This window comes from Pseudoalteromonas sp. MQS005, assembly GCF_001661605.1.
In the GTDB taxonomy this organism is placed as follows: domain Bacteria; phylum Pseudomonadota; class Gammaproteobacteria; order Enterobacterales; family Alteromonadaceae; genus Pseudoalteromonas; species Pseudoalteromonas tetraodonis.
The window spans coordinates 20,500-33,175 of the sequence record NZ_LYRQ01000048.1; the positions used below are offsets into that span (position 1 = coordinate 20,500).

Genomic DNA, 12,676 nt, shown 5'->3' on the forward strand with positions numbered 1-12,676 from the left:
TATATCGCTTTTAGTCTTAAATCGTCGATTTTAACTATTAAAGCTAAAACTGAACCTTTATGATGTGCGCCTTATGACTAAATTCATACTTTTAAAATTCATCACCTTTTTTATCGGCTGCTTGTCGTGCTTTATAATGCATACCACATTGGCATTACCTATTGTTGTGTCTGCTGCTTTAACAGGCCTTATCGGCTCATTTATTCCATTTCCTGCACGTTATCAAAACCACCCTTATGCCTCCATTTATGCAGGTAGTTTTGCCGGTATGTGTTCCACCAGCTTAATTAGCAACTATTGGGAAATCGCTATTATTTCTGCCATTGGCGCTGTTTTATATACACTGACACTTAATGTATTTGCAGGATTTGGCGGACGATTAGGCAGTATTGCATTTGCCAGTGTAGCCCTGTTTGTTTTAGCTAAAGGATTGCTGATATGACTATTGCATACCCAGTATTAGCCTTGGCTGGTGCTTTTTTTACCTTTTATTTAGCAAAGCATAACCGCTTTGATGCTATAAGAGCCTCCGCTGCACTCTCAATTATTGCCTATCTGATTTTTGCACAGCTGAGCCTCAACGCAGAACTCTATAGTATCGTTTTTTTTGGCGGCACCTTTATTGGCATGAGCGCCCCTCACCGCTTTGGTGTTTATACGCTTGCCAGTTCAGCAATTATATTTTCATTGTTTTTTGCCTATTTGGTCCCCATTCTTGATGGCTTTGGTGGCGCTTTGGGAATTAGTGCATTTTTATCAGTGTGTATTTGCCACCTTTTTATTTTACTGGGTGCGCCTCGCAGTAAAAAAACTAAAATTTAAGACTTACTTGAATAAAAGTACAATTAAATCTTACACCTATTAAATCGTACAAAAATAACGCTCCTTTTTTTGATCAATACAGAGCTTGGCTACGTAGAGTTCACAAAGCTGTAACACTGTAACATTCAATTAAAGGAAAAATTATGAATAAAGTATTTAAGCTCGGTGCTATCATACTTCCCTTGTTACTCATTCAAGGTTGTAGTAGCGACGATGATAACAACGCCCCTGTCACTGTAGATCCACAACCAGCCGTTTCTGTTTTTGATGCCGCTCAAGGTTCTGGAGAATTCACCACCCTTGTTGCAGCTTTAGAAGCAACAGGTCTAGATGAAACACTAGACGATTTAACTAACAGCTATACCGTTTTTGCTCCTACTGATGATGCATTTGCGTTATTAGGTGAAGAAACTATCAATAATTTATTAGCTGATCCTGATACTTTAAGCTCAATTTTAACTTACCATGTGATCTCTGGCAGAGTAGATGCGCAAGCAGCAATTGGTTTGGCTGGGTCAACCGTTGAAACGGTAAACGGACAAAGTATTGCACTGTCTTTAAATGGTGAAAGCTTATTAGTTAATACCAGCACGGTAACAATGACCGACATTAAAACCGACAACGGTATTATTCATGTTATTGACGCAGTACTCACACCCAAAACAGTGTCAGAAACACCGCCAACCAACAATATTGTTGAAACAGCTCAACAAGCAGGCGACTTTAGTACTTTGCTTGCCGCACTTGACGCTGCAGGCTTAACATCGGCACTGGCGGATACGTCGAAAGAGTTCACCGTTTTTGCGCCTACCGACGCTGCATTTGAAGCAATTGGTAGTGGTTTTTTAAATACACTGCTGGCAAACCCAACCGTTTTAGCGGATGTTTTAAAGCAGCATGTACTTGTTGGGTCAGTTGATTCAGTCACTGCAATGTCTTTAAACGGCCAATCTGCTGAAACGCTATTAGGCAATACACTTCCAATCGCGATAAACGCAGATACAAATATGTTGTCGTTTGGCGGTGCAAACATCATTGTTAAAGATATTATGACTTCTAACGGTGTTATCCATGTAATCGATTCGGTTATTATTTCTGATGTAACCTTACCGCAAAGCGCAGGAACAATTGCTGATATAGCCAGTGCAAATGGTAACTTTACTACACTTCTTGCTGCGCTAACGGCAACAGGCTTAGATACGTTAGTTGCTGATCCAGATAACACTTTTAGTGTATTTGCTCCTACGGATGATGCATTTGCAGCGCTCGGTCAGGATACAATTAATGCGCTGTTAGCTGATACAGATACACTTCGTGATATCTTGCTTTACCATGTATTCCCTGACGCCACTGTTTTATCTGATGACGCTGTAGCCATTGCTAATAGCAATAGTAACAAAGTAGAAATGGCCAATGGCGACATGGCTGCTATTTCTTATGTGAATAGCTCGCTATTTATAAATGATTCGGCAATCACAGAGGCAAATGTAACCGCTAGCAACGGCGTTATTCATGTATTAAATAAAGTGATTATGCCACCGGCTGAAGTCGGCACTCCGACTAAAACTATTGCAACAGTTGCCACAGAAACGCCTGCATTATCTACATTAGTAACTGCACTGCAAGCAGCAGGGTTAGTTGATACGTTTAACGATACCACTCAATCATTTACTGTATTTGCACCAACAAATGCGGCATTTAGTAAAATCCCTTCCGCTGATTTAGATGCCTTATTGGCTGACACCGCTGCACTAACAGGTGTTTTGACTCAACATGTATTAGGCGCTCAAGTTGGAAGTACCGATGCATTTGCAGCCAATGGTAAAATGGTCACTACACTTGCTGATAATATGCTAAGCGTAAACGTGGTAGATTTTACCAGTACTGAAAATACAGCAACAGACAGCGTAGCTTATGATGCAACAAATAATCGTTTAGTAACGGGTATGGCCGATGCAATGCCTGGTAAAACCGTGTATGTATTTGATAACGACTTAGGTGAGGCAATGAGCGTATGTGAAGCAGCTTGTGCAACAACTTGGCCACCCGTGTTAGGCACTGCGGCATCGATTGAAAATATTCCGGGTTTATCATTGATTGCTCGCTCAGATGACAGCATGCAAGTCGCTTACCTTGGCCGCCCTTTATATACCTTCTCAGGTGATACGGCAGTTGGTCAGAATAATGGTCAAGCTGTGAACGATATTTGGTGGCAAGTAAGCTTACCGGCTACATCACTACAAGTAGCTGGCAGCAATGTAACAACCACTGATATTTACACTAGTAATGGCGTTGTACACTTAATTGATACAGTGATCACAACGGCCAAATAACTAAATTTTACTGTGAGATAAGCCAGGAGTGATGCTATTTGCTCCTGGCTTTTTTTATATAAAAATAGGCTTACTTATTACTACTTTGAGAGCTTGTTGGGTAGCCAAACAACACGTTTAACTTGGCTTTTAACCCTTTAGCTTGGTAAGTACTTTTAAATAAATACTGCCACTGATGAAAGGTGATTTTGATTGGGTTATTACTGTTTAATTGACCAATAATGCCGTATTTACAGGGCTTGTTTTCATCCTCTTCTACATAAGTGCCAAATAATTTATCCCAAATAATTAAAACGCCAGCGAAGTTTTTATCTAAGTAGCCATTATTTATAGCGTGGTGCACCCGATGATGCGATGGGGTATTAAATAATGCTTCAAACCAACCGAGCTTTTTTACCACTTGCGTGTGTACAAAAAATTGATAAGCCAAATTAAGTGCCACCACCGCAAAAACAATCACAGGCTCAAAGCCTATTAATATCATCGGCAACCAAAATAGCCACATTCCCGCCAGCGGATACATTAAACTTTGCCTAAATGCCGTGGTAAAGTTCATTTTAGTAGAACTATGATGCACTACATGAGCGGCCCATAACCAATGAATATGGTGTGATGCACGATGAAACCAATAGTATAAAAAGTCTTGCAGTAAAAAAGCGCCTAATACAGTAAATAGCGTCAATTCAATATCAAATAGCCGAAACTGATACAACCAATAAAAAAACGGCATTAATAATAATAACGCAATGGCATCAGCGCCTTGATGTAATAAAGCAAGTAACGCGTTGGCTAAGCTGTCTTTTATATCGTAGTAACGTCTAAATTTTATAAACTCAACCCCTACAAACAGCAAAAAAATAGGGCTCAGTGCCAATAAAATAATTTCAATGCTCATGACGTTTCTCCTGAAAATAGCTGGCTATTTTTTTAAGTGCTTGGCTAACATCTTTTTTTATAAAAAAAGCCAGTATAAAGTCGGGTAACCACAAAGGCGCAATACAACGAATATGGTAGCTGATCTCGGTGAGTGATGGCTGAGTCTTATTGGCTTTTAAGTAAATATCACCACGGTGCTGTGCAACGGGTTTATCCCCTAAAATGCGGTAACAAATGTGGCTATTATCGGCCGTTATTATTTGCTCTTTAAATGTTGTACCTTGCATTTTTATTTGTCTAATGGAGCCTTTTCCACCACTTATTTCACCCGAGTCTTGCGGTGTTAACACTTCAAACTGCGCATTAAAAAAGCGCCCCAAATCAGCATGCGCTAATAATAAGGTGCGTAATTGTTCAGGCGTTGCTGCCACACTATGTTTAACGTTTATCTCAATCATTGTGTGCCCCATATTATTTTTATAGATCTCTAGCATATAAAAATATTGCATGGCAAACTTGCGATTAGATGACTATTTTTTAGCTTTAGGCGACAAATGAAAACCTTAGCCGATCATTACTTTTCTAGCTGTTTGGATTATCTTCAAAGCACAGGATTAGATAGCCAAGAGATACTAACTGCCATTGAATTTGATGAATATACAAATAAGCAAACACAACAATTAGCGCCTCGTATTAGCTTAAAAAGCTATAATGCGCTGCTTAGTTATGCACAGCAAACGCTAAATGACTCCTTATTCGGGTTTGAATTAGGAAAACAAATACGTACCGCTGATTTTGGTGTACTTGGGTATTTAATTGAATCGAGTACTAATCTAGCCAGTGCCATTACTGCATTACTGAGCTACGACAGTTTAGTGGCTAACATAGGGCGTGCTGAGTTTGAACAGCAACAAACACTTTGCAAGGTAACCTGGTTAGCAGACCCACAGTGCAGTCCACAAGCCGTATTAAGAAATATGACCGCGTGGGTAAGTGTTATACGCCAACTGCTTAATCCTCAGCTTTCGCCTAGTTGCGTTTATTTTACAGCACATTTTTCAGACAGTGAGTTACAACAATTAGCGCAATGGTTTAATTGCCCAGTAAAAGCTGGCGCTAACTTTAATCAAGTAGAGTTTCCAAGTAGTTACTTAACCCTTCCTTTTAAAACCGATAACTCCCAGATTAACGCTGTGCTAAAGCAAATGTCAGAGCAACAGCTATCCCAGTTTAAAAGTCAGCAATTATTAACAGAAAAAATTAATCATATTTTAATGGCTAAATATGATTTGCAGGACTGTTCACTGATCAGAACGGCTAGTGCTTTAAATATGACCCCGCGCACAGTGCAACGTCATCTAAAGCAAGAAAACACCAATTTTGCCGCTCTTCTTGAGCGAGAGCAAAAACGCCGTTTGTTAACATATATTCCTCATTATTCGCTAAGCAGTATTGCAACTATGTTGGGGTTTAATGATCAAAGCTCTTTTAATCGCGCCTTTAAGCGCTGGTATCAATGCTCACCTCGTCAATTTATAAAAAACAATAATTAAACAATTTGATTACCTAAAACACACATTTAACGTGTACCTTTTTATTGATTTTATTTACACTAGCCTCATGTATTGCTTTAAAGACAATTATTTATGCGTTTGCGTATGATGTTAACTGTTTTTGTATTGGTTTTTTATAGTGCGGTCTGTCACGCAAACCCGGTTACCTTCATCGCTGAAGATTTGCCCCCCTATCATTTTAAAAACCCTCAAGGTGAAGCGCAGGGTGCCTTAGTAGATATCGCTAAAGCAGTATTAAAAGGCACGGCTTTAACAGCAACGTTTGAAATAATGCCGATGGCGCGTATGTTTCAACAACAACAAGCCAATCCTAATGCCATCATGCTGTCACTGTTAAAAACGCCAAACAGAAACAGCCAGTTTAAGTGGCTGGGAAAAGTGTATTTTGCAGATGCATACCTAGTAAGTTTACGCAGTCATAACGATGAAGTGATTCACTTAAACTTTGCCAAAGAATACAAAGTGGCCACTATTCGCGGTTATTCTGCACAAGCTTATTTAGAAGCTCAAGGCTTTACTGAAAGTGAGAATCTAGTCTTAGTCAGTTACTACCAGCAGCTATGGAGAATGCTGTATAAAAATCGTATCGACTTTGTGGTGACTAACACCCTCACCCTTGAAAACGAGTTAAAGCGAGCAGGGCTCGACCCAAACTTAATTACTAAGCGTATACATTTAGATGAGCTACCTTCTTCTCTTCACTTTGCAGCAAGTAAGCAGCTTAACCCGCAAACAGCAAAAATTATTACTGATAGATTAAACGCGATAAAAGAAAGCGGTGAATACCAACAAATTTTAAATAAATGGCAGCTCCCTATTCCAACGCGCCTTTAGTATTGAGTAGGTAAAACGCCTTGCGTTAAGTAATTTTTTAATGAAGTAAATAAAGGTGAAGGTAAGTTATTAATATCACACCAACGCCACTGTAAACATTTGTTAGGCTCTTTATTCACAGGCTCGCCACCTTCATACTTTGCCTGCACATATAAAGTAATATAGTGCTTGTTCTCGGCGCTAAAAATATCGTTGGTAAAATCGAGTTTACGAATATTAGTAACATTAAGCCCTGTCTCTTCTGCGACTTCGCGCACTGCACATTGCTCAACCGTTTCACCAAATTCTAAATGCCCCCCAGGGGTTGCCCACGTATTTGCACCATGCGCACCTAACCGTTCACCGAGTAAAATTTTATTATCATGCATTACTATCACTGCAACGCCTACTCTGACAACTTGACTCATTATTACCACATTAAATAGTTCATCATTTTTATATGTTACCTCATTTAAATCATCAAACTAGTCGTTAGTTCTTTATAAACCATAGCGTTAGCTAAAAACCAAACAATCCGTTTATTATTTAACCGACCATAGTCGAATATCACTCCTGATAAAAAGCGCTTAGTTTTAAATAAAGTTATATTAAATTTTGCTCAGGAGCCTTTATGTCAGGTGAATACAAACAACACTACAACGAGTTTAAACAAAACCCGGCAGCGTTTTGGTTATCGCAAAGTAAACGCCTCCCTTGGTACCAGGCTCCCGAAACAGCTTACACACAAGATGAAAACGGTTTATATCACTGGTATGCCGACGGCCAACTTAATAGCTGCTTTTTAGCGGTAGATCAGCATGTTATTGCAGGCCATGGTGATGAAACAGCGTTAATTTATGACTCACCCGTAACCAATACCGCGCGCAGCTACAGCTACTTTGAACTGCAACAAGAAGTCGCTAAATTCGCAGGAGTAATGCAGTCTTTAGGCGTAACAAAAGGCGACCGCGTGGTTATTTATATGCCCATGATCCCCGAGGCCGTAATTGGTATGTTAGCCTGCGCCCGCATCGGCGCTATTCATTCAGTTGTTTTTGGCGGGTTTGCAGCACATGAATTAGCGGTACGTATTGATGACGCCAAGCCTAAGTTAGTACTCAGTGCCTCTTGCGGTGTGGAAGTGAATACCGTAATTGAATACAAAGAGTTACTTGATAACGCCCTCGAATCAGCCTCTTATAAAGTAGAACATTGTATTATTTATCAGCGTGAACAAGTAACTGCACCACTTATGCCTGAGCGTGATATTGACTGGGCTGTTGCAATGCAAACAGCTACTGGCGTTGATCCCGTTCCGGTAAGTGGCGATCACCCGCTTTATATTTTATACACGTCAGGCACAACGGGTACTCCCAAGGGGGTTGTTCGTGAAAATGGCGGCCATGCCGTGGCCATGCATTACAGCATGGAAACCGTATACGGAATGAAACCTGGTGACGTGTTTTGGGCCGCTTCGGATATTGGTTGGGTTGTAGGCCATTCGTACATAGTGTATGCCCCACTTATGTACCGCTGCGCCACTATTTTATTTGAAGGTAAACCGGTTAGAACCCCAGATGCCAGTGCATTTTGGCGAGTGGTTGAACAGTATAAAGTAACGGCTTTATTTAGCGCACCGACAGCCTTTAGAGCGATAAAAAAAGAAGACCCCAATGCCGATGGGTTTAAACAATACGATACTTCAAGTCTGAAACGCTTGTTTTTAGCAGGCGAGCGCTTAGATCCTCCCACCTACGATTGGCTCAAAGAAAAAACAGGCCTACCTGTGCTTGATCATTGGTGGCAAACAGAAACTGGTTGGGCGATAGCCTGTAATCCTGTCGGCATTGAGCATCTACCTACAAAAGCAGGCAGTTCAACGGTTGCGACTCCTGGGTTTGACGTACGTATTTTAGATATGAATGGTGACGAATGCGCCCCCAATGAACAAGGTGCAGTCGTTATTAAACTGCCTTTACCGCCAGGATGTTTACCCACTATTTGGCAAAATACCGAACGCTTTAAAGCCGGTTATTTAAGTGAATATGAAGGCTATTATCTTTCTGGCGACGGCGGTTATATTGATGATGATGGCTACCTATTTATTATGGGCCGCACCGATGATGTGATTAATGTCGCGGGACATCGTTTATCAACCGGTGAAATGGAGGAAATTGTAGCCGCTCATCCCGCGGTTGCTGAGTGTGCCGTATTTGGTGTTAATGATGCGCTCAAGGGTCAAAACCCCATGGCCATGGTAGTGTTAAAAAATGATTTTCATGGCTCGCATAAAGAAGTAGAGCAGCAATTGGTGCAAACCGTGCGTAATCAAATCGGCGCTATTGCGTGTCTTAAAAATATTATGTGTGTAGAGCGCTTACCAAAAACACGCTCAGGTAAAATTTTACGCAAAAACTTACGTCAACTTATTGATGGTGAAGAACTACAAATTCCATCAACCATTGACGATCCGAGTATTTTTGAGGAGTTAACTCTGCAACTTGCTGAAAATAAAATATAAATATTATTTTTAAAAAGTCTATTTAAGCGCGGCTTAAATAGACTTTTCTCGCCCCATCTGCTTAACTAGATTTCATTAAATAGATGAAACTCACGCAAATAAATCTCTTGGGAATATAAATGACTGAAATACGATCGCAGCTGCGAGAATTTTTACTGCAATGGTTTAGTCTTTATTTTCCTGGGAGTGCGCATTTATGGTACAACATATTAGTACTGTGCTGGGTTGGCTTATTTGCGCTCATATTGCACCTCATCTTAAGGTCAGTTTCAAAACGACTACTTAAAGGCCGCTTTAGTGATAAAGTTGTTCAAACCGATACCCACACGCCTGCCGACTTAGCGCTTAAATTAACACGTAATATTTCCTTTGTTTTACAAGGTGCTGTGGTTGTTATACAAGCTAGGCTCTGGGTTCCAGAAGGAACGGCTTTTTTACATATCATTGAGATGTTTACTGATCAGTGGATCATTTTATTTGCACTGCTCTCGCTGTTTTCTATGCTCAATATTTTTCAAGCAATATCTGACAGGCAACCCATTGCAGCTCACTTTCCATTACGTGGTTTTTTACAAACAATTAAACTGATCGCCAGCGTATTAACCGGTATTTTAGCGATTTCATTATTAATGAATAAATCCCCGTTAATATTACTCAGTGGTTTAGGTGCGCTATCGGCTGTACTGCTACTGGTGTTTAAAGACGCTATTTTAGGGCTGGTGGCCGGTATTCAGCTTTCAGCAAACAATATGCTTGCGGTTGGTGATTGGTTAGAAATGCCCAAATACGGCGCAGATGGCGATGTGATTGATATAGCCTTGACCACAGTTAAAGTAAGAAATTGGGATAAAACCATTACCACTATTCCAACCTATGCGCTAATTTCTGACTCATTTAAAAACTGGCGCGGTATGTCAGAATCCGGTGGGCGGCGCATAAAACGGAGTATCCATATAGAAATGAGCAGTGTGCGCTTTTTAGATGAGCAAGAGATCACCGCGCTGAAAAAAGCAGATTTATTAAGCCACTACCTCGAAGTTACCCTACCGGTTATCAACGAGCAAAATACCACGAAAAAAATAGATATGAGCTGTACGTTAAATGGTCGTCGGCTCACTAATGTTGGCACATTTCGTCATTATTTAGTCGCGCTATTAAAACATCACCCACATATTCATCAGGGAATGACACTGATGGTAAGGCAGCTAGAGCCAACTAAAAATGGCTTACCCATTGAGATTTATGCATTTACCAATACAACTAATTGGGGTGAATATGAAAATATTCAGTCAGATATATTTGACCATATATTAGCGATATTACCCGCCTTTTCGTTACGTGCCCATGAGGCACCAACAGGGAACGATATTCGTCAACTAATTAAATAGTCACTAAATCCGTTTTAATTGCGCTATTAACCACTGGTGAATATCGCTGTTATTTGAACGTGGATGCCACGCTGCAATCACCTTAAATGGCGGTGGTAATAATTCAACTTCAAGCTGTTTCACTTTGGCGTTTGGCAGTAAACGCGATGGGTAAAAAGCAATTAAGTCAGTACTGCAGAGCAAATCGGGGACAAATGAAAAGCCAGGCACTGACATAACAATATTGCGCGCATAGCCCTTATCAGCAAACCATTGGTCGTGAGAGCCTCGTAAGTTAGCACGTGACGCTGAAACCACTAATTGAGGGTGTGCGGCCACTTCAGCAAGGCTCAACGTCGATGAAGAAAACACCGTGTTTTTCCCCGCAATACAAATATGTTGTTCTTCAAATAATGTGTCATAGATTAAGTTTGCAGGGATAAATTCAGGAAAACTAATTAATAAATCCAGCTCTCCTGCACTTATTATTTGATTAACATTATCAGAGGCAAAGTCACGAATAATCAGCTTTAATCCTGGCGCTTCGCGTCTTGTTATTTCTAATAATTGTGGCAAAAGAGCTGCTATAGCGTAATCAGTCGCACTTATTGTAAATACGCCCTTGTAACTACTTGGGGTAAATTGTTTAGGTATTAATAACGCTTCTACCTGAGTTAATATTTGATTAATGGGCTTCTCTAGTGCAATTGCTTTAGGTGTTGCAACCATTGTATTGCCTTGGCGAATAAAAAGCCGATCGTCAAATAAGTCACGCAATTTTCGCAGCTGCTCACTAATAGCCTGCTGGGTTAAGCCCATTTTGCGCGCCACATCCGACACATTTTTTAGTTTAAGTAATGCACTCAATATTCGTAATTGTTTTATATCAAGCCGAGATATACCATTCATAATTGTATCTTAAACAAAAAAGCATTGTTTCAAATTGTACCTTTTAATCCCTATGCTCACCAGCATTGTAATTGGCGCTAAACAGCATTATTAATTTAAAAGGTATTAAAATGAGTCAACCAAGTAAAAATATCGACAGTCTATTTTCATCAATCAATTTAGGCCCATACACACTTAAAAACCGTATTGTAATGCCGCCACTTACCCGCTCACGCAGCACAGTTCCTGGCAATATCCCCAACGAGGTGATGGCCACATATTATGCACAGCGTGCTAGTGCTGGTTTTATAGTTACCGAAGGCACTCAAATTGAACCAAGAGGACAAGGGTATGCCTGGACACCAGGCATTCATTCTAATCAACAAATAGCTGGTTGGAAAAAAGTAACTGATGCAGTACATGCAGAAGGTGGAATTATTTTTGCCCAGCTTTGGCACGTTGGCCGCGTTTCACATACCAGCTTACAGCCTAATGAAGCCAAACCTATTGCTCCCTCAGCTCTAACAGCTGATAGCGTTAAAGTCTTTATTGAAACAGGACCGGCTCAAGGCGCTTTAGCCAACCCAAGTGAACCACAAGCTTTAACAACCGATGAAGTAAAAGAGCTTGTTGGCATGTATGCACAAGCTGCCCGTAATGCGCTAGAAGCGGGGTTTGATGGTGTAGAACTGCATTGTGCTAATGGGTATTTAGTAAATCAGTTTATTTCTGAGCACACCAATAAACGAGATGATGAATACGGCGGCTCTCTTACTAATCGCCTGCGCTTTTTAAAAGAAATTGTCGCGGCAGTAAGTGACGTAGTAGGCCCTGAGCGCTTAGGGGTTAGATTTGCGCCCTTATTTAGCAGTACTGATGAAACCCGTGTTTATTTAGGGTTAGTAGAATCAAACCCGCATCATACCTACATTGAAGCGATTAAAGTACTTGAAAAAGCCGGTATTGCCTACCTTTCAATTGCAGAAGCTGATTGGGACAATGCCCCTGATTTACCAGAGCAATTTTATCAAGCAGCTAGAGCTGAATTTTCTGGGCGTATTATTTACGCTGGTAAGTACACTGTTGAAAAAGCGGTGGCGATGTTAGCTAAAGGCTACGGTGATTTATTTGCTTTTGGTCGCCCTTTTATTGCAAACCCTGATTTACCAGCGCGCATAAAAAATCAATGGCCATTAAATGAAGCCGATGCAGCCACTATGTATGGCGGCACTGAGCAAGGTTACAGTGACTACCCTTACTACAAAAACGATTAATTAATAGGCCATGGATGGCCTTATTCAATGTTTAAACGCTTTTTACATCGTCTCCCACCTTGTTGAATTTAATCTGCTCACTATTTTTACATTTACTAAAATGTCGATAAAAAGCATTAAAATTAGTTTTAAAGTATTGTTTTTAAATAATTAACAAGCATTAAAGTAGTAATATTTTTTATATATCAATACAATAAGCTTTTATTTT

At 40.3% G+C, this 12,676-nt stretch carries 12 protein-coding genes; 8 read left to right on the forward strand and 4 right to left on the reverse strand.

Annotation, left to right across the window (positions count from 1 at the left end; genetic code table 11):
• The first annotated feature begins 73 nt into the window (after positions 1-73).
• The 3 genes from A9479_RS15165 (at position 74) to A9479_RS15175 (ending at position 3,155) form a co-directional block, all read left to right on the forward strand.
• Positions 74-442: a hypothetical protein gene (locus tag A9479_RS15165; RefSeq protein WP_029610020.1), complete on the forward strand. Its 369-nt coding sequence runs from the start codon at positions 74-76 to the stop codon at positions 440-442.
• Positions 439-822, forward strand: coding sequence for a hypothetical protein (locus tag A9479_RS15170; protein ID WP_064663878.1), 384 nt, complete (start codon positions 439-441; stop codon positions 820-822). Before A9479_RS15165 ends, A9479_RS15170 begins: the two co-directional genes overlap by 4 nt.
• A gap of 143 nt (positions 823-965) precedes the next feature.
• Positions 966-3,155 carry a fasciclin domain-containing protein gene (locus tag A9479_RS15175; RefSeq protein WP_064663879.1) on the forward strand — a complete coding sequence of 730 codons (2,190 nt, stop codon included), beginning with the start codon at positions 966-968 and terminating at the stop codon, positions 3,153-3,155.
• A gap of 70 nt (positions 3,156-3,225) precedes the next feature.
• Here A9479_RS15175 and A9479_RS15180 read toward each other — a convergent pair whose 3' ends face one another.
• Together A9479_RS15180 and A9479_RS15185 are read right to left on the reverse strand one after the other, a co-directional pair.
• On the reverse strand, positions 3,226-4,050 hold the full coding sequence (locus tag A9479_RS15180; RefSeq protein WP_008111422.1) for a sterol desaturase family protein: 825 nt from the start codon (positions 4,048-4,050) through the stop codon (positions 3,226-3,228).
• Positions 4,040-4,489, reverse strand: a complete 450-nt coding sequence (locus A9479_RS15185) for an SRPBCC family protein (RefSeq protein ID WP_064663880.1) — start codon at positions 4,487-4,489, stop codon at positions 4,040-4,042. The genes A9479_RS15180 and A9479_RS15185 overlap by 11 nt, the downstream gene beginning before the upstream one ends.
• Positions 4,490-4,585: 96 nt before the next feature.
• Here A9479_RS15185 and A9479_RS15190 point away from each other — a divergent pair, with 96 nt between their 5' ends.
• A complete protein-coding gene (locus A9479_RS15190; protein WP_064663881.1) occupies positions 4,586-5,584 on the forward strand; it encodes an AraC family transcriptional regulator in 999 nt (332 codons plus the stop codon).
• Between the two features lie 93 nt (positions 5,585-5,677).
• Entirely contained in the window at positions 5,678-6,439 is a 762-nt protein-coding gene (locus tag A9479_RS15195; RefSeq protein WP_024601316.1) for an ABC transporter substrate-binding protein, read from the forward strand.
• Here the strand turns inward: A9479_RS15195 and A9479_RS15200 are convergent.
• Positions 6,436-6,846, reverse strand: a complete 411-nt coding sequence (locus tag A9479_RS15200) for an NUDIX hydrolase (RefSeq protein WP_064663882.1) — start codon at positions 6,844-6,846, stop codon at positions 6,436-6,438. The two genes, A9479_RS15195 and A9479_RS15200, sit on opposite strands and share 4 nt — an antisense overlap.
• 203 nt (positions 6,847-7,049) lie before the next feature.
• On the opposite strand from A9479_RS15200, the gene A9479_RS15205 reads away from it, so the two are divergent.
• Both A9479_RS15205 and A9479_RS15210 read left to right on the forward strand, forming a co-directional pair.
• Positions 7,050-8,939: a propionyl-CoA synthetase gene (locus A9479_RS15205; RefSeq protein ID WP_064663883.1), complete on the forward strand. Its 1,890-nt coding sequence runs from the start codon at positions 7,050-7,052 to the stop codon at positions 8,937-8,939.
• 119 nt (positions 8,940-9,058) lie between these two features.
• On the forward strand, positions 9,059-10,327 hold the full coding sequence (locus A9479_RS15210) for a mechanosensitive ion channel family protein (protein ID WP_064663884.1): 1,269 nt from the start codon (positions 9,059-9,061) through the stop codon (positions 10,325-10,327).
• A gap of 3 nt (positions 10,328-10,330) precedes the next feature.
• Here the strand turns inward: A9479_RS15210 and A9479_RS15215 are convergent, their stop codons facing one another.
• Positions 10,331-11,215, reverse strand: a complete 885-nt coding sequence (locus tag A9479_RS15215; RefSeq protein ID WP_064663885.1) for a LysR family transcriptional regulator — start codon at positions 11,213-11,215, stop codon at positions 10,331-10,333.
• A gap of 110 nt (positions 11,216-11,325) precedes the next feature.
• Between A9479_RS15215 and A9479_RS15220 the strand changes: the two genes are divergently transcribed.
• A complete protein-coding gene (locus A9479_RS15220) occupies positions 11,326-12,468 on the forward strand; it encodes an alkene reductase (protein WP_197487264.1) in 1,143 nt (380 codons plus the stop codon).
• The last annotated feature ends 208 nt before the right edge of the window (positions 12,469-12,676 follow it).